Consider the following 23,299-nt stretch of genomic DNA (forward strand, 5'->3'; position numbering starts at 1 on the left):
CGGGGATCACCGCGCCTCCAGGATGCGGGGCAGGACGGCGGGCTCCCCTTCGCCCGCCGGAGGGCCGAACGCGTACGCCGGGGAGGCGAGTTGGGCCGCGTAGGCGTCGAGACCCGGGGCCGGCCCGTCGGGCAGGCCGGGGAGGTTCGGGAGCAGGTCGCCGAAGGCGTTGACCTCGCCGACCAGGGCGCGCCGCCAGCGGGCGTGCGGCAGGAGGTCGACGCCGACCATCGGGGCGCGGGGGAAGCAGCGCGCGGCGGCCTCCGCGGTGGCGAGCAGCCCGGGCCAGCGCTCCCCGGCGGCGGCCCGGACCGCCGCCGGCTCGCCGCGGGCGCCGCCGAGGTGCAGGTTGGTCATCGGGTGCCGGCTGGTGCGGACCACCACGTGGGTGGCCCGGCCGCCGACCACCAGCACCCGCAGGTCCGCCGCCCGGCCGCCCTGCGCGGACTTCGGGACCCAGCGCTCGACGTGCAGCCCCTCGGGGGCGAGCCGGTCGACCAGCTCGGCGACCTCCGCCGCGGAGCGGTAGCGGCGCACCGCGAGCGAGTTGTGCAGCCCGTCCGGGGCGAGCTCCACCGAGGTGGTCGCCTGGACCCGGCCGTGCGGGCCGAACTCCAGGGCCACCACCCCGGAGGCGGACGAGCCGTGCACCGGCTTGAGGAACACCCGGCGCATCCCGGCGTCCGCCAGCCGCTCCCGCAACTCCCGCCAGGAGCCCGGGAGTCCGCCCGGCAGCGCGGGCGGCACCGGCACCCCGGCGGCGGCCAGCCGGGCGTGCGCGCGCCGCTTGTCGAACATGACGGCGATCTCCTCCGGATCGCCGAGCAGCCGCACCCCGGGCCGCTCGGCCAGGGCGCGCAGCGCCGCGGTGACGCCCGCGTACCAGGCGGGGCCGCCCTCGACCCGGGTCGGGGCGTAGCCCGCGCCGAGGACGGGGCCGCGCAGCAGCCGGTCGGCCTCCGGGTCCTCCCCGGGCGAGTCGATCCGGACCACCGCGCCGGGCGGCAGCTCGTACCGGCCGCGCAGCACGGCGGACCAGGGCAGCACGGCGGGCTCCGGCCGGCCGGCGGCGCGGGCCGCGGCGGCGAACAGGGTGGTCCGGCGGTGTCCGGGGGAGCCCAGGACGACCAGCTGGTGCGAGGTCACGTGCGCCCTCCCGCCTACTCGGAGATGGCGACGTAGCGCCAGTTGTCGCCCGGGTCCTCGGCGCCGGAGAGGTCGATCCCGACGCCGGGCAGGGCGTCCCGCAGGCGCTGCTGCATGCCCTCGGTGAGGTAGTGGTGGTGCAGGTCCAGGGTCTTCAGGTGGGTGAGCGGCTGGCCCTCCAGCAGCGCCGCCGCGCCCTCGTCGGTGAACGCGCCCATGGACAGCGACAGGCCGGTCAGCCGGGGCACCACGGGGGCCCGGGCGACCAGCGCGGCGATCTGGTCCTGGAACACCGAGTCCTGGAGGCCCAGGTGCGTCAGCGCGGGCAGCTTGGTGCCGGACAGGAACGGGGCGAGGTCGTCCAGCGTCCAGTCGCCGCCGTAGTTGTCCACGCCGAGCCACAGCTCCAGCCGCTCCAGCGCCGGGAAGTCGCAGGCGCCGACCGCGCGGACGACGCTCGCGGGCAGGCCGCCGGACTCGAAGCGCAGCGCCTTCAGCGCCGCGTGCTCCACCGGCCGGAGGCCGAGCCGCTCGTTGTCCTCGTAGTCCTCGCTCGCGCCGCGCACCACGAGTTCCTCCAGGAGCGGGAACGCCGCGAACACCGGGGTGATGTCGCACATCTGGATCCAGGAGATCTCGCACTCCTCGAAGGTGATGTCGCCCAGGAACAGGCCGCGCAGCGCGGGCAGCCGGTCGGCGGCGGCGAGGATCTGCGGCAGCGCCTTGGAGAGCGGCTCCGGCTCCTCCGGGAACCAGCGGCCGAGCACCAGCGCGGTGACCCGCTCCGGCTCGACGGTCTCCAGGAACTTCTGCCAGAGCTCGTCGAAGCCCTGCTCGTCGTCCCAGTCCAGGGCGATCCGCCAGGCGGTGGCGTCCGCCGCCGGTAGCTTCCCCTCCGCCGCGGCCGCCCGGAAGTCGGTCACCGGGAGGCCGTGGAACTCCTCGGCGTGCTCGTTGATGGTCATGCGCTGCTCCTCGTCGCTGGTCGCTGCTCGTCGTCCGTGGGCTCGGCCGCCGTGCCGGTGGTGCTCGTGCGCGTGATGGCCGAGACCTGTCTACCAGCCGCCCGTGACGTTCACCCGCACGAAGGACCCGGCGGGAGCGGGGTTGTCGGTGGCGCGGCCTAGTTTTCGGGGCGTGGCGTTCGGCAGCGGGCCGGACCCGACCACCGGGAGGCCCCGTGTACCGCCAGGGAGACGTACTGATCGTGCCGGTCGCGCAGAGCGCCGTGCCGGCCGCCGTCGCGCACATTGCCCGGCAGCCGAGGGACGCCCGCGGGCGGTTGGTGCTGGCCCTCGGCGAGGTCACCGGGCACGCCCACGCGGTGGTCGGCCCGGGCGAACTCGTCCGCGAGGGCGGCCCGTTCGGCTTCTCCTGGCTGCACCTGCCGGAGGGCGGCCGGGTGGTCCACGAGGAGCACGCCGCGATCGCCCTGCCCGGCGGCTGGTTCCGGGTGGTCCGCCAGCGCGAGTACACGCCGAACGCGGTCCGGGTGGTCGCCGACTGATCCCCCCGGGCCCCCGCCCGCGCGCGTACCCGCCACCGCACCCGACCCGCCAACCGCACCGCACCGCACGAGGACAGGAAACTGATGAGCAGCCAGCTGACGGGCCGACCGGCCGACCTCTCGGTGACCCACTGGCGGGCCGTCGCCGCCGCGACCGGCCCCGCCGACCGGGCCACCGTCGAGCAGGCCGTCCGGGACGCCTACCGGGCCGCCGGCCTCGCCGCGCCCGCCGAGTTCCGCTGGTGCCCCTCGCCGCGCGCCGCCGTCGCCGAACTCCTGGCCCGCCGCGAGGAGTTCGGGGCGAGCGTGCGCGAGCAGGTGCGCACCGCCGCCTGGGAGCGGGCCCGCACCGCCGCCCTCACCGCGCTCGGCCCCGGCGGCTGGGGCGAGCTGTGGGCCACCACCGGAGCCGAACTCGCCACCACCACCGCGCTGCCCGCCGAACGCGTCCGCGCCGCGCTGCTCGACCACTTCGCCCCCGAGCCCGAGCCGATCGACGACTGGACCGAGGCCCGCAAGCCCGAGAACCGGGCGGCCCGGCAGGCCGCCGCCGAACAGCGCGGCCGCATCCGCCTGCTCCTGCTGGACGCGGTGGCCGGCCAGCACGACGCCGCCTGGCTCGCCGCCTTCGACACCGCCGGCACCGGCGACCCGGCGCTGGCCGCGCTGGCCGGCATCGCCCGCCAGACCGGCTGGTGGTGGCCGTACGAGCGCACCGTGCTGCTCAGCGAGCGCCCCGTCGCCCTGCACCGCGACGAGGCCGGCCGGCTCGACCGCGCCGACGGCCCCGCCCTCGCCTACGCCGACGGCTTCGCGCTGCACGCCTGGCGCGGCATGCCTGTCCCCGCCGACTTTCTCGACCGGCTGGCCGGCCTCACCCCCGAGCGCATCCGCGCCGAGGACAACGCCGAACTGCGCCGCGTCATGCTGGAGCACTTCGGCTACGACCGCTACCTGGCCGAGTCCGGCGCCGAACCGCTGCACCGGGACGAGACCGGCACCCTGTGGCGGATCCAGCTCCCGAACGACGAGCCGGTGGTGATGGTCGAGGTGCTCAACTCCACCCCCGAGCCGGACGGCACCCACCGCACCTACTACCTGCGCGTCCCGCCCGCCACCCGCACCGCGCGGGCCGGCGTCGCCTGGACGTTCGGCGTCGAGGAGGCCGAGTACCGCCCGCAGCGCGAGACCTGACCGACCGCCGGGCCGCCGCCGAAACTGCGAGCGGGCCGCTGTCAAGGGTGCGGGCCACCGAGCCGGTCCCCGTCCGGGCCCTCCGATCGGGAGGAATTCGCCGAACCGGAACCACTGTTCCGCAGGTGAGCGCCGCTGGTATACCTCGATGTCCCGGGGCGGGGGACCACCCGCCCCCGAGACGAATCAGGTGGTGACAGGCAGTGAAGCTCCTCCGTGTGGGCCCTGCGGGCGCGGAACGACCGGTCGTCCTCGCCCCCGACGGCACCGCCCGCGACCTCCGCCCCCTCACCCCCGACCTCGACGGCGCGTTCCTCGCCCGGTTCGACCCGGCGGCGCTCGACCCCGCCGACCTCCCCGTCACCGACCTCACCGGCGAACGGACCGGCCCGCCGGTCGCCCGCCCCGGCAAGATCGTCGGCATCGGCCTCAACTACCGCGACCACGCGGCCGAGGCCGGCGCCGCGGTACCGGCCGAGCCGGTGGTCTTCCTCAAGCCCGTCAACACCCTGGTCGGCCCGCACGACCAGGTGCTCGTCCCGCGCGGCAGCCGGAAGACCGACTACGAGGTCGAACTCGCCGTCGTCATCGGCCGCACCGGCCGCTACCTCGACTCCGCGGCGGACGCCGCCGCGATCGTCGCCGGCTACGCCGCCGCCAACGACGTCACCGAGCGCGCCTTCCAGCTCGACCGCGGCGGCCAGTGGGACAAGGGCAAGTCCGCCGAGACCTTCACCCCGCTGGGCCCCTGGCTGGTCACGCCCGACGAACTCGGCGACCCCCAGGCGCTCGGCCTGCGGCTCTGGGTCAACGGCGAACTCCGCCAGGACGGCAGCACCGCCGACATGATCTTCCCGGTCCACGAGACCGTCCGCTACCTCACCCACTTCATGCGCCTCGACCCCGGCGACGTCGTCCTCACCGGCACCCCCGCCGGCGTCGCCCTCGGCCGCCCCGGCACCCCCTTCCTGCGCCCCGGCGACCGGCTCGCCCTCGAAGTCACCGGCCTGGGCCGCCAGGAGACCACCCTCGGCCGGGCGTAGGGGCCCCGCCGGGGCCCTACGCCTACAGCCCCAGGTCGCGCAGGCGCGCGATGAGCACGCCCGCCGGGCTGTCCGCCGTCTCCAGCTCCAGCCAGCCGTGCAGCACCTCCGCAGTCTGGTCGTCGCGGATCGCGGTGGCCGCGGCCATCACCACGAACTGGTCGACCAGCCAGGCGCAGAGCGAGTCGGCCGGGATCTGCCGGCCCTCGTCGAGCCAGCTGATCGCCGAGGCCTCGACCACCGAGATCCAGGAGCGCACCAGCAGGGTGAGCCGGGGCCCGGCCTCCCGGACGCCGAGGTGGCGCAGGGTGCGCCGCAGCGCCGCGCGGCGGACGTCGTCGACGATCGCCGAGGTGCGCGCGGTCTCCACGACCGAGCCGCCGCGCAGCAGCGCGCCGTAGCCGGCGGCGTGCTGGTCGACGAAGTCGAAGTAGCGGTGCAGGACGGCGCCGAGCTGCCGGGTGGGGGTGCCGTCGGCGGTCTCGACGGTGAAGCGGGTGGTGAGTTCGGCGGCGGCGCTGCGCAGCGCCGCCTCGTACAGCTGCTGCTTGCCGCCGGCGAAGTACCGGTAGACGAGCGGCCGGGAGGCGCCCGCGGCCTCGGCGACGTCGTCGAGGGAGACCTCCTCGGGCGGGCGGGCGGCGAAGAGTTCGAGGGCGACGGCGATGAGCTGGTCGCGCCGTTGCTGGACGGGCAGTCGCCGGTAGGCGGCGCGGCGGGGCCGCTCCGCGGCGGGGGAGTCGTCGACGGGCTCCTCGACGGGGGAGGGGGTCGCTGCCATGCGTGCCAGGGTAGACCTCGGGCGGGCCGGCGGACCCCCTCCGCACGGCCGCGACCGGCGGGTTCCCGCCGGGCGGGGCGCGGGGCGCGGCCGCAGACTGTGACCAGGTGTCGGTGGAGCGCGACGAGGAGCGGCCGGTGCGGTGGGTGCGGGCGGCGGGGCGGTGGGTCCGGAAGTCCCCGGGGACGTACGTGTGGCTGCTGCTGCTCGCGTTCACCAGTTTCGTGGTGGCCCGGATGGACCCGGCGACGCTGGACTACTTCCTGCAGAAACGCTCCACCAACCTGCACCAGCTCTCCTCGCACCCGGTGCACGCCCTGCTGGCCAGCCTGATCTGGACCGAGCAGGCGAACTTCCTGTTCTACTTCGTGGTCTTCCACGTCTTCCACGTGCCGGCCGAGCGCTGGCTCGGCACCCGCCGCTGGCTGACCGTCGCGCTGACCGCGCACGTGCTGGCGACCTTCGTCAGCGAGGGCGCGGTCGCCTGGGGCGTGCGCCACCACGTGCTGCCGGCGAACCTGTCGACCACGGTGGACGTCGGCGTGTCGTACGCGCTGGCCGGGGTGGAGGGCGTGCTGACGTACGCGCTGGCCGGGGCGTGGCGCTGGGTGTACGGGTGCGGGCTGGTCGCCTTCTACCTGGTGCCGCTGCTGGTCTCGCACACGTTCACCGACCTGGGGCACTTCTGCTCGGTGCTGATCGGCCTCGCCTTCCGCCCGATCACCCGGGGCCGGCCGACCTGGGACCCGCGGCGCGGCGTCCGCCGCCCGGACCCCGTCCGGGGGTGACGACGCCGATACCTGACAGGGGTTGAATTCGCCTGCGGCTACGACAGGATGGCCGGATGGCTCATGAACTGAACACCCCTCACCCGAGCGGCCCCACCCCGCGCCGACTCGCCGACTCCTACGTCCACGCGCTCGCCGAGGCCGACCCGCTGACCGCGGTGTACCTCGGCCTCAACCCGGAGGACGACCGGCTGACCGACCTGTCCTCCGAGGGCATCGAGGCGACCGCCGAACTCGCCCGCCGCACCCTGGCCGCCCTGGACGCGCTGGAGGCGTCCGGCCCGGTCGAGGACGAGGCCGAACGCCGCTGCGCCCGGCTGCTGCGCGAGCGGCTGACCGCCGAACTGGCCGTCCACGACGCGGGCGAGGGCTACCGCAGCGTCCGCAACCTGGGCTCGCCGGTGCACAACACCCGCGAGGTGTTCACCCTGCTGCCCACCGACACCGACGAGGACTGGCAGCGGCTGGGCCGCCGGCTGGCCCGCTTCCCGCTGGCGATGGCCCAGTACCGGCAGAGCCTGGAGGAGGGCGTCCGGCGCGGCCTGCTGTCGGCGCCGCGCCAGGTCGAGACGGTGGTCGGCCAGCTCGGCGAGTGGATCGGGGGCGAGCTGCCCGGCGGCTGGTTCGGCGAACTGGTCTCCACCGCCCCCGCCCACCTGCGCGAGCCGCTGACCGCCACCGCCGTCGAGGCCACCGCCTCGCTCGCCGACCTGCGCGACTGGATGCGCGACGTGTACGGCCCGGCCGCCCAGGGCACCCCCGACGCGGTCGGCCGGGAGCGCTACACCCGCTGGGTGCGGTACTGGACGGGCGCCGAGCTCGACCTGGACGAGGCGTACCGCTGGGCCTGGGAGCAGTTCCACGACCTGGACGCCCAGATGCGGGTCGAGGCGGAGAAGGTCCGCCCCGGACAGACTCCGATGCGGGCCATGAAGTGGCTGGAGACCGAGGGCCCGGCGATCCGCGGCGAACAGCAGGTGCAGGAGTACCTCCAGGACCTGATGGACCGGGCGATCGAGGACCTCCAGGGCGTCCACTTCGACCTGGCCGAGCCGCTGCTGAAGGTGGAGGCGCGGATCGCCCCGCCCGGCAGCGCCGCGGCCCCCTACTACACCCAGCCCTCGCTGGACTTCTCCCGCCCCGGCCGGACCTGGCTGCCCACCCTGGGCCGGGAGGCGTTCCCGGAGTGGGACCTGATCTCCACCTGGTACCACGAGGGCGTCCCGGGCCACCACCTACAGCTCGCGCAGTGGACGTACGTCGCGGACCGGCTCTCCACCTACCAGGTCACCCTGGGCGGGGTCAGCGCCAACATGGAGGGCTGGGCGCTGTACGCCGAGCGCCTGATGGACGAACTCGGCTACCTGACCGACCCGGGCCACCGCCTGGGCTACCTGAACGCCCAGATGATGCGGGCGCTGCGGGTGATCGTCGACATCGGCATGCACGCCGAGCTGGACTTCCCCGCCGACTCGCCGTTCGCCCCGGGCGAGCCGATGCGGCCCGAGCGGGCCCGGGAGTTCTTCGGCGCGTACTGCGGCCTGTCCGCGGACTTCCTGGACAGCGAGCTGGTGCGCTACCTCGGCCTGCCCGGCCAGGCGATCGGCTACAAGCTCGGCGAGCGGGCCTGGCTGCGCGGCCGGGCCGCGGCCCGGGCCGCCGCCGAGGCGCGCGGCGCGGAGTTCGACCTCAAGGGCTGGCACATGGCGGCGCTGTCCCAGGGCTCGCTCGGCCTGGACGACCTGGTCACCGAGCTGGGCGCGCTGTAGCGCCGACGCACGCACGCACGGACGGGAGCCGTGTCCCGGGTGGCCGATGCGGCCGGGCACCCGGGACGCCGTCCCCCTCCCGGGCCGTCCCAAATCTTGACAAGCACGACAATTCGCCTTGCCGCCGTCCCGTCGCGGGGTTTCCCTGGGAAGAGCGCCGTACGCGCCCAGCCCCACTCCCGATCGGCGGAAGGCGGCCCACGGTGACCCCCCAGAACGCCCCTGAAACCCCGCGGCGGACCCGCGCCGCTGGTGGGCCCTGGCGGTCATCGCCATCGCCCAGCTGATGATCGTCCTCGACGCGACGATCGTGAACATCGCCCTCCCGTCCGCGCAGCACGACCTGGACATCTCCAACGGCAACCGGCAGTGGGTGATCACCGCCTACACGCTGGCCTTCGGCGGACTGCTGCTGCTCGGCGGCCGGATCGGCGACCTCTTCGGCCGCAAACGCACCTTCATCATCGGACTGCTCGGCTTCGCCGCGGCCTCCTGCCTCGGCGGCTTCGCCACCAGCGGCGGCATGCTGTTCATCGCCCGCGCCCTCCAGGGCGCCTTCGGCGCGCTGCTCGCCCCGTCCGCCCTGGCCCTGCTGTCGATCACCTTCCGCGACCCGCGCGAGCGGGCCACCGCGTTCGGCGTGTTCGGCGCGCTCGCGGGCGGCGGCGCGGCGATCGGCCTGATCACCGGCGGCCTGCTCACCGAGTACCTCGACTGGCGCTGGTGCCTGTACGTGAACGGCCCGATCGCCCTGATCACCGCGCTCGCCGCCTTTCGGCTGCTGCACCGCGACCACATCGACCGCTCCCACCGGGTCCGGCTCGACCTGCCGGGCGCCGTGTTCGGCTGCGGCGGACTGCTGCTGATCGTCTACGGCACCTCCGAGGCGGTCAGCCGCGGCTGGAGCGACTGGCTGGTGCTCACCGCGCTCTGCGTCGGTGCCGCCCTGCTGGTGGTCTTCGCCCAGGTCGAGCGCCGCACCCCGCACGCGCTGCTGCCGACGCACCTGGTCCGGGACCGCAACCGGTCCGGCGGCGCGCTCTCGGTCGGCCTCGCGGTGATCGCCATGTACGGCCTGTTCCTGTTCCTGACCTACTACCTCCAGGTCATCAAGGGGTACTCGCCGATCCGGGCCGGCGTCTCCTTCCTCCCGATGACCGCCGCGATCGTGGTCAGCTCCGCCGGACTCGGCTCCCGGCTGATGACCCGGGTCCCCACCCGCGCGCTGATGGTCCCCGGACTGCTGCTCGGCGCCGGCGGCATGGCCTGGCTCACCCAGCTCCAGGTCGACAGCCCCTACACCACCCTGGTGCTGCCCGCCGAAGTGCTGCTCGGCTTCGGGCTCGGCCTGGTCTTCATGCCCGCCATCAGCCTGGCCACCCTCGGTGTCGCCCCGGAGGAGACCGGCGCGGCCTCCGCCATCATCAACAGCGCCCAGCAGGTCGGCGGTTCGATCGGCACCGCGCTGCTCAACACCATCGCCGCCAGCGCCACCGCCACCTACCTGGCCGCCCGCAACCCCACCGACCCGCTGGTCCAGGCCCAGGGCGCGGTGCACGGCTACGCCGTCGCCACCACCGTCGCGATGGGCATCCTGCTGCTCGCCGCGGTGGTCGCCTTCCTGATGATCAACCACCGCCCCGCCCCCGGCGAGGCCGAGGGCAAGGGCGCCGCGGCCGAGGCCCGCGCCGTGGTCTGACCCTCCCGCACGGACGCACCGACGGGCGGCGGGCTCTCCCGGACGAGCGGCGGGAGGGCCGGAAATCTCACCGGGCTCCCAGGCGGCACTGACGGCTTTCCCAGCTCCGCGGCGGATATTGGAGGCCGGAGCGGGCACACGCGCACCGCCATGACCAGTACCGGCCGGAACGGGGCACCCGATGGGACGACACACCAGGCAGGACGGACGGCGCCCGCTGCGGTCGGCCGCCCTCACCTCGGTCCTCGCCGCCGGCGTCGTCGGCGCGATGGCCACCGCCGGGCTCTTCACCGTCCACCTGCGCCACCCCGGACGGCCCAGCACCGACACCGTGGCGATGACCGCCCCGGCGCCCGCCGCCACCGCCGCCACCGCCGCGTCCACGCCGACGCCGCCGCTGACCCCCGCGGCCACGCCCGCCGCGGCGTCCGACCCCGCGGCCGGCGGCCCCGACACCGTGCAGCAGGCCGCCCCCGTCGCCGCCCCCACCCTGCTCGCCCCGCCCGCCGCGCCGCCGGACACCGCCCCCGGCACCACCGCGACCGCCCCCGACGACGCCGAGTCCCGCCGGGTCGGTGCCCTGTTCTCCGGCCCGACCGGCCCCGGACACCACTTCTGCACCGCCAGCGTCATCGACAGCCCCGGCCGCGACCTGATCCTCACCGCCGCGCACTGCCTCTCCTCCGCGAACGGCGTCACCTTCGTCCCCGGCTACCGCGACGGCCGTGCCCCGTACGGCAGTTGGCAGGTCACCGAGGTGTACACCGCGGACGGCTGGCGCAACGGCGGCGACCCGGACGAGGACTTCGCGATCCTCGCCGTCGCCCCCCGGGACGGCCGCCTGATCGAGGACGTCCTCGGCGGCAACCCGCTCGGCACCGACGCCTCCTGGACCGCCCAGGTCCGCCTCTACGGCTACCCGGCCGGTGCCGAACTCCCCCGGCTGTGCACCAACACCACCAGCCGGCAGGACACCTACCAGCGCCGCATCGACTGCCCCTCCTTCCCCGGCGGCACCAGCGGCGGCCCCTTCGTCGACACCGCCACCGGCCGGGTCATCGGCGTCATCGGCGGCTACCAGCAGGGCGGCGACACCGACGACACCTCCTACAGCGCCGCCTTCGACCACACCGTCGCCGAACTCCTCGCCGAGGCGAGCTGACCGGCCGGGCCGAACCGGGGGCCGAACCGGCCGAACCGGGCCCGCCGCCCGGCCGCGCCGCCCTGTCCGCCGCCCGCCCGGGAGGCGACAATGGGGCGTCGACGCACAGGCACGGGGGGGAGGCGCGGTGTTCCGGCGCTGGTGGTTTCTCAAGGTCGCGGCGGCCGTCCCGGTGAGCCCCGCCGCACCGCCGACCCGGCGGGAGGAACGGGCCCGCCGGGCGCTGCTGCTGGGGGAGTGGGAGGCGCTGCGGGAACGCCTGCGGGAGACCGCCGCCGAGCGGGTGACCGCCGCCGGGGCCGTCTTCCGGGCCGCCGAACTGGAGCTGGGCGGCGAGGAGTCGGCCGCCCGGCTGGCCTACCAGTGGGCGCTGGAGGCGTACGAGGCCGCGGGGCGGCTGCTCGACCAGGCCGGGGACGCGGACACCGACCTGCCGGACCTGGCCGCCGCGATCGTGCTGGCCGAGCAGGCCGTCGAACGGCTCGGCGCCGCGCACCTGCTGCACGCCGGGCAGCGCCCCGCCCCGCTCCTGGTGCGCTGCTACTGGAACCCGCTGCACGGCCCCGCCGAGACCCCGCCCGCGCCGGGCCGGGGCAGCAAGGCGCGGCGGCGCCCGCACCTGTCGCCCCGGGAGGCCGCCGCCGAGCGCCGCCCCGCCTGCCGCTCCTGCCGGGCCGCGATCCTCGCGGGCCAGACCCCGGACGTGCTGCCCGCGCTGCTGCCCGCGAAGGCCGCGCCGGGGGGCCGCCGGGGGCCGGTGCTGGTGCCCTACTTCGCCGTCCCCCGCCAGTGGTCGCCGTGGTCGACCACGGCCTGCGGCGCGTACGACCCCGGCACCCCGGCACTGGTGCTGCGCGGCGGGCACCGCCGGCCCGGGCCGCGCTGACGCCCCGTCAGGCCGCCGTCGCCGCGGCGAACCCGCCGCGGGAGCCGCCGTCGAGCAGGGCGGGCCAGTCGAGCGGGCCGGTGAGCGCGGCCTGGTCGGGCAGCGAGACGACGAGCGCGCCGCCGGCCCGCTCGACCTCGGCGCACCAGTGGGCGACGCCGTCGGTGCCGGAGGAGCCGCCCAGGGTGGGGAAGAGGCAGCCCGCGTCGCCGGGGCCGTCCAGCACGCACATGGTCAGGCTGGCGAACACCGACCAGCCGTCCAGCCCGGGCACCGCGCCGTCCGCGACCCGCAGCACCGGCAGCGCGCCGTGCACCGGGGCGCCGCCCAGCAGCAGGATCGGCGCGGACGCCCCGGACACGAGTCGGACCTGCTCAGCGGAGATCATCACCCCGGTACCCTGCCACACCCCGGCGGCCGGCCCCGCGCCGGAACCCCTTCGGCAGGGCGGGAGTTCAGCGCCGCGCGCGCTCCTCGGCGGCCGGCCGCTCGACCGCGCCGTCCACGGCGAAGGCGTACGCGTGCATCCGGCCCGACGTCCGGTCGCGCCGCAGGTCACCGGTCGGCCGCCGTCCGGCCCGACTCGCCCCGGACGGCCGGCACAGCCGTTCGTCCGGCAGGTTCGGGACGGGCTCCGTCCTGGTCACTGCGCCGCCCCCTCGGTCTCCGGCCGTGCGCTCGCGCGGCCGCGGTGACGGGGAGCCCAGCGGCCCGCCGTCCGGGGGCACCGGGGCAGTCCGGGAACAGCGGAAAGGCCCAAGTCCGTTGGACTTGAGCCTTGTTCGACACTTCCTGCGAAGTGCCCCCGGTAGGATTCGAACCTACGCACCCGCCTCCGGAGGGCGGTGCTCTATCCCCTGAGCTACGGGGGCCTTGGGCTGACCTCGCGGTGCTGCCCGGCCTGACGGGGAAAACACTACCAGGGAAACTCCGTGCTCCGTGCACGGGTTTCCCCGGCCCGGTCGGGTGCCGCCCGGACGCCCCGTCAGCGGTGACCGGCAAGTGGCCGAAAGGCCGGACGCGAAGGGCGGGGCGCGGCTACCCTCGGTGAGGTGGCGGCGACGTCGGGGCGGGTCCTCGTGGTGGACGACAGCGAGGTGATCCGCCAGTTGATCAGGGTCAACCTGGAGCTGGAGGGCTTCGAGGTGGTGACCGCCGCCGACGGTGCCGAGTGCCTGGAGGTGGTCGGCCGGGTCGCGCCGGACGTGGTCACGCTGGACGTGGTGATGCCCCGGCTGGACGGTCTGCGCACCGCGGCCCGGCTGCGCGCGGCGCGGGAGACGGCGCACCTGCCGATAGCGATCGTGAGCGCCTGCACGCCGGCCGACCTGGAGCGCGGCGAGTCGGTCGGGGTGGACGGCTACCTGGCCAAGCCCTTCGACCCGGTGGAGCTGGTCGCGCTGGTGCGGCGGCTGCGGGCGGCGGCCGGCCGGCGGCGGTTCGCCTACGACTTCGGGGGCCAGGCGCAGGCGCTCGCGCAAACCTGCCGCGATTCCGCCCTGAGCGAACAGGCGCAGGAACTCGTCCGGCCGGAGGAGCCCCACCCGTGAGATGTGCCCGCCAGCGGTGACGTCCGACGAGACGAAGCACGCCCGGCGGCGCGGCGCGGCCCGCCGCGGGCAAACCGAGTGGCGGCCGGGTCCCCCCTCTCGCCTACGCTTGGCACCGTGACACCCGCAGAACTCTCCCAGGCAGTCCAGGCCGCCGTCAGCGCCGCCGCCCAGGCCGGCGAGCTGACCGTCGACGTGCCCGCGCACGTCACGGTCGAGCGGCCCAAGAACAGGGACCACGGCGACTACGCCACCAACGTGGCCCTCCAGCTCGCGAAGCCGGCCGGCAAGCCGCCGCGAGCCGTCGCGGAGGTCCTGGCCGGGCGGCTGCGAGAGATCGCCGGCGTCGCGAAGGTCGACATCGCCGGCCCCGGCTTCCTGAACATCACGCTGGACGCCGCCACCCAGGGCGAGCTGGCGCGCACCATCGTCGAGGCCGGCGAGGCGTACGGCCGCAACGAGGCGCTCAAGGGCCTGCGGATCAACCTGGAGTTCGTCTCGGCGAACCCGACCGGCCCGATCCACATCGGCGGCGTCCGCTGGGCCGCCGTCGGCGACTCGCTGGCCCGGGTGCTCAAGGCCACCGGCGCCGAGGTGTCCACCGAGTACTACCTGAACGACGCCGGCGTGCAGATCACCAAGTTCGCCACGTCGCTGAAGGCCGCCGCCAACGGGCAGCCCGCCCCCGAGGACGGCTACGTCGGCGAGTACATCTCCGACATCGCCAAGGCCGTCACCGACGGCGTCCCCGGCATCCTCGACCTGCCCGAGGACGAGCAGCTCCGGGTGTTCCGCACCGAGGGCCTCACGCTGATGGTCGCCGAGATCCAGCGCTCGATGGCCGAGTTCGGCGTGCACTTCGACACCTGGTTCTCCGAGCAGACGCTGCACGACTCCGGCGCGGTCGGCAAGGCCATCGAGCGGCTGCGCGAGCAGGGCCACGTCTTCGACCGGGACGGCGCGATCTGGCTGCGCACCACCGACTTCGGCGACGACAAGGACCGCGTCCTGGTCAAGGCCGACGGCGAGACCACCTACTTCGCCGCCGACGCCGCCTACTACCTGAGCAAGCGGGACCGCGGCGCGGAGGTCTCGGTCTACATGCTCGGCGCGGACCACCACGGCTACGTCAACCGCCTCAAGGCCATCGCGGCCTGCGCGGGCGACGACATGGACCGCAACATCGAGGTGATGATCGGCCAGTTCGTGAAGATGCTGCGCGACGGCAAGGAGGTCCGGCTCTCCAAGCGCGCGGGCAACATCATCACGATCGACGACGTGATCGACTGGATCGGCGTGGACGCGGCCCGCTACATGCTGGTCCGGCAGTCCACCGACTCCACCATCACCATCGACATCGACCTGGTGACCAGCACCTCCCGGGAGAACCCGGTCTACTACGTGCAGTACGCGCACGCCCGGATGTGCTCGGTGCAGCGCAACGCGGCGGAGAAGGGCATCACCCGCAGCGCGGACTTCACCCCGGAGCTGCTGAGCAGCGAGTGGGAGAACGCCCTGCTCGGCCAGCTCGGCGAGTTCCCGCGGGTGCTGGCCAAGGCCGGCGAGCTGCGCGAGCCGCACCACGTGGCCACGTACCTGGAGGAGCTGGCCCGGGCCTACCACCGGTTCTACGACAACTGCCAGATCCTGCCGAAGGGCGACGAGGAGGTCACCGACCTCACGCACGCCCGCCTCTGGCTGGCCGACGCCACCCGGACGACGCTGGCCAACGGCCTCCACCTGCTCGGCGTCTCGGCGCCCGAGCGGATGTAAGCACCACACCCCCGAACGCGCAGCACAGCGGGGGGCGGCGACCGGTCGACGGCGACCGGTCGCCGCCCCTCGCCATAGGTCGAGGAAGTCGCCAAAGATGAGTCGCTCCGCCCACCCCGCAGGCCCCCGGCACGGCGACGTGCTGCCCGAGGGCCACTACCAGGCCCCGCCGGCCGACCTCAACGCGCTCGACCCCAAGGTCTGGTCGCGCACCGTGGCCCGCGACGCCGAGGGCGTCGCCACCGTCGGCGGCGTCGACGTGCGCACCCTGGCGGCCGAGTTCGGCACCCCCGCGTACGTGATGGACGAGGCCGACTTCCGGGCCCGGGCCCGGGCCTGGCGGGACGCCTTCGGCGCGGACGCCGACGTGTACTACGCGGGCAAGGCGTTCCTCTCCAAGGCCGTGGTGCGCTGGCTGCACGAGGAGGGCCTGAACGTCGACGTCTGCTCGGCGGGCGAGCTGCACGTGGCGCTGGCGGCCGGCATGCCGGGGGAGCGGATCGCGCTGCACGGCAACAACAAGTCGGTGCCGGAGCTGGAGCAGGCGGTGAAGGCCGGGGTCGGCCACATCGTGGTGGACTCCTTCCAGGAGATCGAGCGGCTGGCGGGGATCGCCGACGCCCAGGGCGTCCGGCAGCCGGTGCTGATCCGGATCACCGTCGGCGTCGAGGCGCACACCCACGAGTTCATCGCCACCGCGCACGAGGACCAGAAGTTCGGCCTGTCGCTCTCCGGCGGCCTGGCCGCCGAGGCGGTCCGCCGGGTGCTGGCGCAGCCGTCGCTGGAACTGCGCGGCATCCACTCGCACATCGGCTCGCAGATCTTCGACTTCGCCGGGTTCGAGGTGGCCGCCCGCCGGGTGGTCGGCCTGCTCGCCGAGGTCCGCGACGAGCACGGCGTCGAGCTGCCGGAGATCGACCTCGGCGGCGGCCTGGGCATCGCCTACACCCCCGAGGACGACCCGCGCGAGCCCGCCGAGATCGCCGCCTCGCTCAGCGAGATCGTCCGGCGCGAGTGCGCCGCCGCCGAGCTGGCCGTCCCCCGGATCTCGGTCGAGCCCGGCCGGGCGATCGTCGGCCCGACCGCGTTCACGCTGTACGAGGTCGGCACCGTCAAGGAGTTGGAGGGCCTGCGCACCTACGTCAGCGTGGACGGCGGCATGTCCGACAACATCCGCACCGCGCTGTACGACGCCGCGTACTCGGTGGCGCTGGTCTCCCGCACCAGCGAGGCCGAGCCGATGCCGGTCCGGGTGGTCGGCAAGCACTGCGAGTCCGGCGACATCGTGGTCAAGGACGCCTTCCTGCCCGCCGACCTGGCCCCCGGCGACCTGATCGCGGTGCCCGCGACCGGCGCCTACTGCCGCTCGATGGCGAGCAACTACAACCACGCCCTCAAGCCCCCGGTGCTGGCCGTCGCGGACGGAGCGGCCCGGGTGATCGTGCGCCGCGAGACGGAGGAGGATCTCCTGCGGCTCGATATCGGCTGACGAAATTTTCGTCTCAGAACGTGGACCAGCCGTAGATCCGTGCGGAAAGTCCCGGAGACTGGTGGGAAACAGGCAAGCCCCCGGGGGCGACGGAACACCCCGACGGGGACCGAAGAATGCAGAGCGGAGTCGGATGATGCGTACGCGCCCGCTGAAGGTGGCGTTGCTGGGCTGTGGTGTGGTGGGCTCCGAGGTGGCGCGCATCATGACGACGACGGCCGACGACCTCGCCGCGCGCATCGGCGCCCCGGTCGAGCTCGCCGGCATCGCGGTCCGCCGGGCCGGGCGCCCCCGCCCCGGGGTGCCCGAGCACCTGCTCACCACCGACGCCGAGGCCCTGGTCGGCCGCGACGACATCGACGTGGTGGTCGAGGTGGTGGGCGGCATCGAGCCGTCCAAGTCGCTGATCCTGAAAGCCTTCGCGGGCGGCGCCTCGGTGGTCTCCGCCAACAAGGCGCTGCTCGCCAAGGACGGCGCCGAACTGCACGAGGCCGCCGCCGCGGCCGGCGTCGACCTCTACTACGAGGCCGCCGTCGCCGGCGCGATCCCGCTGCTGCGCCCGCTGCGCGAGTCGCTGGCCGGCGACAAGGTGAACCGGGTGCTGGGCATCGTCAACGGCACCACCAACTTCATCCTCGACAAGATGGACTCCACCGGCGCCGGGTACTCCGAGGCGCTGGAGGAGGCCACCGCGCTGGGCTACGCCGAGGCCGACCCGACCGCCGACGTGGAGGGCTTCGACGCCGCCGCCAAGGCCGCCATCCTGGCCGGGATCGCCTTCCACACCAAGGTCACCGCCGCGGACGTCTACCGCGAGGGCATCACCGAGGTCACCGCCGCCGACATCGCCTCCGCCAAGCAGATGGGCTGCGTGGTCAAGCTGCTGGCGATCTGCGAGCGGGCCGCCGACGGCGCCTCGGTCACCGCCCGGGTGCACCCGGCGATGATCCCGCTCAGCCACCCGCTGGCCTCCGTCCGCGAGGCGTACAACGCGGTCTTCGTGGAGGCCGAGGCGGCCGGCCGGCTGATGTTCTACGGCCCCGGCGCCGGCGGCTCGCCGACCGCCTCCGCGGTCCTCGGCGACCTGGTCGCGGTCTGCCGCAACAAGGTGAACGGCACCACCGGCCCCGGCGACTCGGTGTACGCCGCGCTGCCCGCCAAGCCGATGGACCAGGTGGTCACCCGCTACCACGTCAGCCTGGACGTGGACGACCGCGCGGGCGTGCTCGCCCAGGTCGCCTCGGTCTTCGCCGAGCACGGCGTCTCCATCGACACCGTGCGCCAGCAGGGCCGCGACGGCGACGCCGCGCTCGTCGTGGTCACCCACCGCGCCACCGACGCCGCCCTGTCGGCGACGGTCGACAAGCTCCGCGCACTGGACAGCGTGCGCGACGTGGCCAGCATCATGCGGGTCGAAGGGGAATAGGAAAGCCGCCATGAACGCCATTGCCGAAAGCACCGTCCGAGGCAGCCACACCCACCAGTGGCGCGGCCTCATCGAGGAGTACCGCGACCGCCTCCCGGTCTCCGACTCCACCCCGGTGGTGACCCTGCTGGAGGGCGGCACGCCGCTCGTCCCCGCCCAGGTGCTCTCCGAGCGCACCGGCTGCGACGTCTACCTCAAGGTCGAGGGCGCCAACCCGACCGGCTCCTTCAAGGACCGCGGGATGACCATGGCCATCTCCAAGGCCAAGGAGGAGGGCGCCCAGGCCGTCATCTGCGCGTCCACCGGCAACACCTCGGCCTCCGCCGCCGCCTACGCGGTGCGGGCCGGCATGGTCTCCGCCGTGCTCGTCCCGCAGGGCAAGATCGCCCTCGGCAAGATGGGCCAGGCACTGGTGCACGGCGCCAAGATCCTCCAGGTCGACGGCAACTTCGACGACTGCCTGACGCTGGCCCGCGAACTCTCCGAGAAGTACCCGGTCGCCCTGGTCAACTCGGTGAACCCGGTGCGCATCGAGGGCCAGAAGACCGCCGCCTTCGAGATCGTCGACATGCTCGGCGACGCCCCCGACATCCACGTCCTCCCGGTCGGCAACGCGGGCAACATCACCGCCTACTGGAAGGGCTACCGCGAGTACGCGGCGGACGGCCTGGCCGCCCGCACCCCCCGGATGTGGGGCTTCCAGGCGTCCGGCTCGGCCCCGATCGTGGACGGCGCCCCGGTGCTCAAGCCGCAGACCATCGCCACCGCGATCCGGATCGGCAACCCGGCCTCCTGGGACTACGCGCTGGCCGCCCGGGACGACTCCGGCGGCCTCATCGACAAGGTGACGGACCGTCAGATCCTGTCCGCCTACCGCCTGTTGGCCGCGCAGGAGGGCGTCTTCGTGGAGCCCGCCTCCGCCGCCTCGGTGGCCGGCCTGCTCGCCAAGGCCGAGGCCGGCCTGGTCGACCCCGGCCAGCGGATCGTCTGCACCGTCACCGGCAACGGCCTCAAGGACCCGGACTGGGCGGTGGCCGGCGCGCCGCAGCCGCAGGTCGTCCCGATCGACCCGGAGACGGCCGCCCGCCGCCTCGGCCTGCTCGACTGACCCACCCCTGACCGAGCGTCAACCCGGCGAGCGGACCGCCCCCGAGGGCGGCCGCTCGCCGCCGCTTTCCGGTCAACCCACCGGCGCTTTCGCGCTGCTTGCGGCAACACGGAAGATCCGGGCCGGGCGGGGTGTACCGCTCCGGAACCTCTCTTCGATACGCTTGACCCCGGCGGGCCGCGCCATGCTGCGCGCCCCTTTCGAGACCCCGCCGCCACGTACCACCGCAGGCCCCGTCGTCCGGGCCTCTCCCCCCACCGTTCAGGAGTGTGTCCACCGCATGGCCGGTCCCGCGTTCCGCGCCGCCGCCGTCCGGGTCCGCGTCCCCGCGACCAGCGCCAACCTCGGCCCCGGCTTCGACGCCTTCGGCCTCGCCCTGGGGCTCTACGACGACGTGGTGGTCCGGGTCTCCGACTCCGGCCTGACCGTGGACATCGCCGGCGAGGGCGCCGAGAACCTCGCCCGCGACGAGCGCCACCTGGTGGTCCGCGCGATGCGGGCCGCCTTCGACCGGCTCGGCGGCCAGCCCCGCGGCCTCGAAGTGGTCTGCGCCAACCGCATACCGCACGGCCGCGGCCTGGGCTCCTCGTCCGCCGCGATCTGCGCCGGCATCGTCGCCGCCCGCGCCGTCACCATCGGCGGCGCCTCCGCGCTCGGCGACGACGCGCTGCTCGCCCTCGCCTCCGAACTGGAGGGCCACCCGGACAACGTCGCGGCCTGCCTGCGCGGCAACTTCACCGTCGCCTGGACCGAGGACGACGGCGCCCGCACCATCACCCTGGACCCGTCCGACCGGGTCGTGCCGGTCGTGTTCATCCCGTCCACCGAGGTGCTCACCGAGACCGCCCGCGGCCTGCTCCCCAAGACCGTGCCGCTGTCCGACGCCGCGGTCAACGCGGGCCGCGCGGCCCTGCTGGTCGAGGCGCTCACCCGCCGCCCGGAACTGCTGCTCACCGCCACCGAGGACCGCCTGCACCAGGACTACCGGGCCTCCGCGATGCCGGACAGCGCGGCCCTGGTCGCCGCCCTGCGCACCGAGGGCGTCCCCGCCGTCATCTCGGGTGCCGGACCGACCGTGCTCGCCCTCACCGACGAGGCCCACGTCGGCAAGGTGATGGAGTTCGCCGCCGGCGACCGCGGGCACGGCACGGGTGCGCAGTTCGCGGCGCACCGGCTGGAGCTGGACCGCACCGGGGCGACCGTCCTGCCGCTCGACATGTGAGACGGACACGATTGACAAGCAAAGGGCTGGGGAATGTGTCAGGGGGTAGGTAGTGTTAACCTCATTGCTGCACCAGATGCCCTCCGGGCGCCGGTGCGACGCATCCCGATCCCGTTCCCCCGTCCGCACGGGGGCCGGAAGCTCGGGAGCACGATTCTCCGGGAGCTCGCCACACCGCGTACGCAGCCTGCCTGCGCAAGTGGGGCCCATCCCGAAGCCGTGACGGCACCGGACTCCCCCCTCCAGCCTCCGCACTGAGGCCAGGCCGGGCGGGGCCCGCGCCGCCGCCGCGCGACGGGGGCCCGGGCATCGAACAAGGCGCAGCGAGGTCGGCACCAGAAACCCGGCCGTCCGCGCCGCTTCGCACCACAGTGCACCGCACTCCGCAGCTCCCCGGGAGGACCAGCCTCCCGCGGGAATCCAGCCCCTGACCAGCGCGAAGAGACGCCGGCCAGGACAGCACAACCGGTCGCCGTGCCAGACAGGCCGACGTCCGCTCCAGGGAAGGACCCTTAGTGAGCGACACCACCGATCTGATGGGCGCGCGCCCGGACGCCGAGGCGTCGGACGCAGCCGCCCCCGCGGCTCCGGCGCGCCGTCGTCGTACCGCCGCCGCCGGCCTGGACGGCCTGGTGCTGGCCGAGCTCCAGAAGCTCGCCTCGTCCCTCGGGATCAGCGGTACCGGACGGCTGCGCAAGAGCCAGCTGATCGAGGCGATCAAGGAGAAGAGCGGCGGGGACCCGCTGCTCGCGGGCGCCTCCGGCACCGCCGCTCCGGCCGCCAAGAAGACCGCCAAGACCGCCGCCCCGGCCGCCGAGACCGAGGCCGCCCCGGCCGCCCCGGCCGAGGAGCAGGGTGAACCGGCGGCTGCGCCGCGGGCGGCCCGCCGCACCCGCGCCGCCGCCACCACCGAACCGCAGGCGCAGATCGAGATCCCGGTGCAGGCCGCCGCCGAGACCGCGGCCGCCACCGCCCGGGCCGAGCGCCCGCGCCGCCGGGCCACCGCCGCGGCCGGCGCCCCGACCGCCGAGCCCGGCGCCGCCACCGTCACCGAGCAGGCCCCCGCCGAGGCCAAGGCCGAGGCGCAGCGCCCGGCCGCCGCCGACGGCGAGGCCCGCGCCGAGCGCCGCGAGCGCCGGGACCGCCGCGAGCGCGGCGACCGTCCCGAGCGGGCCGACCGTCCCGAGCGCGGCGACCGCCCCGAGCGGGCCGAGGTCTCCGCGGCCGACAACGACAACGAGGTGCGCGAGTCCCGCCGGGACCGCCGCAACCGCCGCGAGCGCGACCGCGCCGACCGCCAGCAGGGCGGCGGCCAGCAGCAGGACGGCGGCCAGGGCCGCCAGCAGGGCGGCAGCCAGCAGCAGCAGGGCGGCGGCGCCCAGCAGCAGGGTGGCGGCCAGCAGCAGGGCGGCTACGACGACGACGAGTTCGGCGACGGGCGCCGCGGCCGCCGCGGCCGCTACCGCGACCGCCGGGGCCGCCGCCGCGACGGCTTCGAGGGCGCGGCCGGCCCCGAGGTCCCGCTGAGCGACGACGACGTCCTGATCCCGGTCGCCGGCATCCTGGACATCCTCGACAACTACGCCTTCGTCCGGACCTCGGGCTACCTGCCCGGCCAGAACGACGTCTACGTCTCGCTGGCCCAGGTCCGCAAGCACGGCCTGCGCAAGGGCGACGCCATCACCGGCGCGGTCCGCCAGCCCAAGGACGGCGAGCGCCGCGAGAAGTTCAACGCCCTGGTGCGGCTGGACTCCGTCAACGGCATGGACCCGGACAGCGGCCGCGGCCGCCCCGAGTTCGGCAAGCTGACCCCGCTCTACCCGCAGGAGCGGCTGCGCCTGGAGACCGACCCGGGCGTGCTGACCACCCGGATCATCGACCTGGTGTCGCCGATCGGCAAGGGCCAGCGCGGTCTGATCGTGGCCCCGCCGAAGACCGGCAAGACCATGATCATGCAGGCGATCGCCAACGCGATCACCCACAACAACCCCGAGTGCCACCTGATGGTCGTCCTGGTGGACGAGCGTCCGGAGGAGGTCACCGACATGCAGCGGTCGGTGAAGGGCGAGGTCATCTCCTCGACCTTCGACCGCCCGGCCGAGGACCACACCACCGTCGCCGAGCTCGCCATCGAGCGCGCCAAGCGCCTGGTGGAGCTGGGCCACGACGTGGTGATCCTGCTGGACTCCATCACCCGCCTGGGCCGCGCCTACAACCTGGCCGCGCCCGCCTCCGGCCGCATCCTGTCCGGCGGTGTCGACTCGACCGCGCTGTACCCGCCGAAGAAGTTCTTCGGCGCCGCGCGCAACATCGAGAACGGCGGCTCGCTGACCATCCTGGCCACCGCGCTGGTCGACACCGGCTCGCGGATGGACGAGGTGATCTTCGAGGAGTTCAAGGGCACCGGCAACATGGAGCTCAAGCTCGACCGGAAGCTCTCGGACAAGCGCATCTTCCCCTCCGTCGACGTGGACGCCTCCGGCACCCGCAAGGAGGAGATCCTGCTCGGCCACGAGGAGCTGGCCATCACCTGGAAGCTCCGCCGGGTGCTGCACGCGCTGGACTCGCAGCAGGCGATCGAGCTGCTGCTGGACAAGATGAAGCAGACCAAGTCGAACGCCGAGTTCCTGATGCAGATCGCCAAGAACACCCCCGGTTCGGGCGACTGACACCGGTAGCACCACCCGGGCCCCGCGCCGCCGCCAGGCGGTGCGGGGCCCGCTGCTTTCCCGGGCCCGGCCCGGAAACCGATCACC

The 23,299-nt window shown here is 74.7% G+C and carries 20 protein-coding genes and 1 tRNA gene; 15 read left to right on the top strand and 6 right to left on the bottom strand.

Translation table 11 applies throughout. The features are described 5' to 3' along the window. Nucleotides 1-6: 6 nt before the first annotated feature. Together QMQ26_RS22905 and QMQ26_RS22910 are read right to left on the bottom strand one after the other, a co-directional pair. Entirely contained in the window at nt 7-1,146 is a 1,140-nt protein-coding gene (locus QMQ26_RS22905; protein WP_282202534.1) for an STM4014 family protein, read from the bottom strand. Nucleotides 1,147-1,160: 14 nt separating this feature from the next. Further along, nucleotides 1,161-2,111 carry an STM4015 family protein gene (locus tag QMQ26_RS22910; RefSeq protein WP_282202535.1) on the bottom strand — a complete coding sequence of 317 codons (951 nt, stop codon included), beginning with the start codon at nt 2,109-2,111 and terminating at the stop codon, nt 1,161-1,163. 215 nt (nt 2,112-2,326) lie between these two features. Here QMQ26_RS22910 and QMQ26_RS22915 point away from each other — a divergent pair, with 215 nt between their 5' ends. The 3 genes from QMQ26_RS22915 to QMQ26_RS22925 all read left to right on the top strand — a co-directional run bounded on the left by QMQ26_RS22915 (nt 2,327) and on the right by QMQ26_RS22925 (nt 4,890). Further along, a complete protein-coding gene (locus QMQ26_RS22915) occupies nt 2,327-2,653 on the top strand; it encodes a hypothetical protein (RefSeq protein WP_282202536.1) in 327 nt (108 codons plus the stop codon). Between the two features lie 84 nt (nt 2,654-2,737). Then, nucleotides 2,738-3,847, top strand: a complete 1,110-nt coding sequence (locus QMQ26_RS22920; RefSeq protein WP_282202537.1) for a DUF6745 domain-containing protein — start codon at nt 2,738-2,740, stop codon at nt 3,845-3,847. Nucleotides 3,848-4,050: 203 nt separating this feature from the next. Continuing rightward, entirely contained in the window at nt 4,051-4,890 is an 840-nt protein-coding gene (locus tag QMQ26_RS22925; protein WP_282202538.1) for a fumarylacetoacetate hydrolase family protein, read from the top strand. Nucleotides 4,891-4,912: 22 nt separating this feature from the next. On the opposite strand, the gene QMQ26_RS22930 is transcribed toward QMQ26_RS22925, so the two are convergent. Next, nucleotides 4,913-5,671 (bottom strand): TetR/AcrR family transcriptional regulator, encoded by a 759-nt coding sequence (locus QMQ26_RS22930; protein ID WP_100836365.1) that lies wholly within the window; start codon nt 5,669-5,671, stop codon nt 4,913-4,915. Between the two features lie 107 nt (nt 5,672-5,778). Between QMQ26_RS22930 and QMQ26_RS22935 the strand changes: the two genes are divergently transcribed. The 5 genes from QMQ26_RS22935 to QMQ26_RS22955 all read left to right on the top strand — a co-directional run bounded on the left by QMQ26_RS22935 (nt 5,779) and on the right by QMQ26_RS22955 (nt 11,975). Next, the gene (locus tag QMQ26_RS22935) at nt 5,779-6,459 is read left to right on the top strand and encodes a rhomboid-like protein (RefSeq protein ID WP_282202539.1); all 681 of its coding nucleotides are present in this window, start codon (nt 5,779-5,781) and stop codon (nt 6,457-6,459) included. Between the two features lie 56 nt (nt 6,460-6,515). Next, nucleotides 6,516-8,228: a DUF885 domain-containing protein gene (locus tag QMQ26_RS22940; protein ID WP_282202540.1), complete on the top strand. Its 1,713-nt coding sequence runs from the start codon at nt 6,516-6,518 to the stop codon at nt 8,226-8,228. 286 nt (nt 8,229-8,514) lie between these two features. Then, nucleotides 8,515-9,927, top strand: a complete 1,413-nt coding sequence (locus QMQ26_RS22945) for an MFS transporter (protein ID WP_404813941.1) — start codon at nt 8,515-8,517, stop codon at nt 9,925-9,927. A 181-nt stretch (nt 9,928-10,108) separates the two neighbouring features. After that, a complete protein-coding gene (locus QMQ26_RS22950; protein WP_282202541.1) occupies nt 10,109-11,089 on the top strand; it encodes a trypsin-like serine peptidase in 981 nt (326 codons plus the stop codon). A gap of 127 nt (nt 11,090-11,216) precedes the next feature. After that, nucleotides 11,217-11,975 carry a hypothetical protein gene (locus tag QMQ26_RS22955; RefSeq protein ID WP_282202542.1) on the top strand — a complete coding sequence of 253 codons (759 nt, stop codon included), beginning with the start codon at nt 11,217-11,219 and terminating at the stop codon, nt 11,973-11,975. A 7-nt stretch (nt 11,976-11,982) separates the two neighbouring features. Here QMQ26_RS22955 and QMQ26_RS22960 read toward each other — a convergent pair whose 3' ends face one another. The 3 genes from QMQ26_RS22960 to QMQ26_RS22970 form a co-directional block, all read right to left on the bottom strand. After that, nucleotides 11,983-12,363 (bottom strand): hypothetical protein, encoded by a 381-nt coding sequence (locus QMQ26_RS22960; RefSeq protein ID WP_282202543.1) that lies wholly within the window; start codon nt 12,361-12,363, stop codon nt 11,983-11,985. Nucleotides 12,364-12,430: 67 nt separating this feature from the next. Beyond that, entirely contained in the window at nt 12,431-12,622 is a 192-nt protein-coding gene (locus tag QMQ26_RS22965) for a hypothetical protein (protein WP_282202544.1), read from the bottom strand. A 153-nt stretch (nt 12,623-12,775) separates the two neighbouring features. Next, nucleotides 12,776-12,847 (bottom strand) — tRNA-Arg (locus QMQ26_RS22970). Between the two features lie 180 nt (nt 12,848-13,027). Between QMQ26_RS22970 and QMQ26_RS22975 the strand changes: the two genes are divergently transcribed. The 7 genes from QMQ26_RS22975 (at nt 13,028) to rho (ending at nt 23,212) form a co-directional block, all read left to right on the top strand. Next, entirely contained in the window at nt 13,028-13,525 is a 498-nt protein-coding gene (locus QMQ26_RS22975) for a response regulator (protein ID WP_100836360.1), read from the top strand. 117 nt (nt 13,526-13,642) lie between these two features. Continuing rightward, entirely contained in the window at nt 13,643-15,298 is a 1,656-nt protein-coding gene (gene argS / locus QMQ26_RS22980) for an arginine--tRNA ligase (RefSeq protein WP_100836359.1), read from the top strand. Between the two features lie 97 nt (nt 15,299-15,395). Continuing rightward, entirely contained in the window at nt 15,396-16,787 is a 1,392-nt protein-coding gene (gene lysA, locus QMQ26_RS22985) for a diaminopimelate decarboxylase (protein ID WP_282202545.1), read from the top strand. Nucleotides 16,788-16,920: 133 nt separating this feature from the next. Continuing rightward, nucleotides 16,921-18,213, top strand: a complete 1,293-nt coding sequence (locus QMQ26_RS22990; protein WP_282202546.1) for a homoserine dehydrogenase — start codon at nt 16,921-16,923, stop codon at nt 18,211-18,213. Nucleotides 18,214-18,223: 10 nt separating this feature from the next. Further along, nucleotides 18,224-19,321: a threonine synthase gene (gene thrC / locus QMQ26_RS22995; protein ID WP_100836356.1), complete on the top strand. Its 1,098-nt coding sequence runs from the start codon at nt 18,224-18,226 to the stop codon at nt 19,319-19,321. 280 nt (nt 19,322-19,601) lie between these two features. After that, on the top strand, nt 19,602-20,543 hold the full coding sequence (thrB, locus tag QMQ26_RS23000) for a homoserine kinase (RefSeq protein WP_100836355.1): 942 nt from the start codon (nt 19,602-19,604) through the stop codon (nt 20,541-20,543). 515 nt (nt 20,544-21,058) lie between these two features. After that, on the top strand, nt 21,059-23,212 hold the full coding sequence (gene rho / locus QMQ26_RS23005) for a transcription termination factor Rho (protein ID WP_282202547.1): 2,154 nt from the start codon (nt 21,059-21,061) through the stop codon (nt 23,210-23,212). The last annotated feature ends 87 nt before the right edge of the window (nt 23,213-23,299 follow it).

It is taken from the genome of Kitasatospora fiedleri (assembly GCF_948472415.1).
GTDB classification, from domain to species: domain Bacteria; phylum Actinomycetota; class Actinomycetes; order Streptomycetales; family Streptomycetaceae; genus Kitasatospora; species Kitasatospora fiedleri.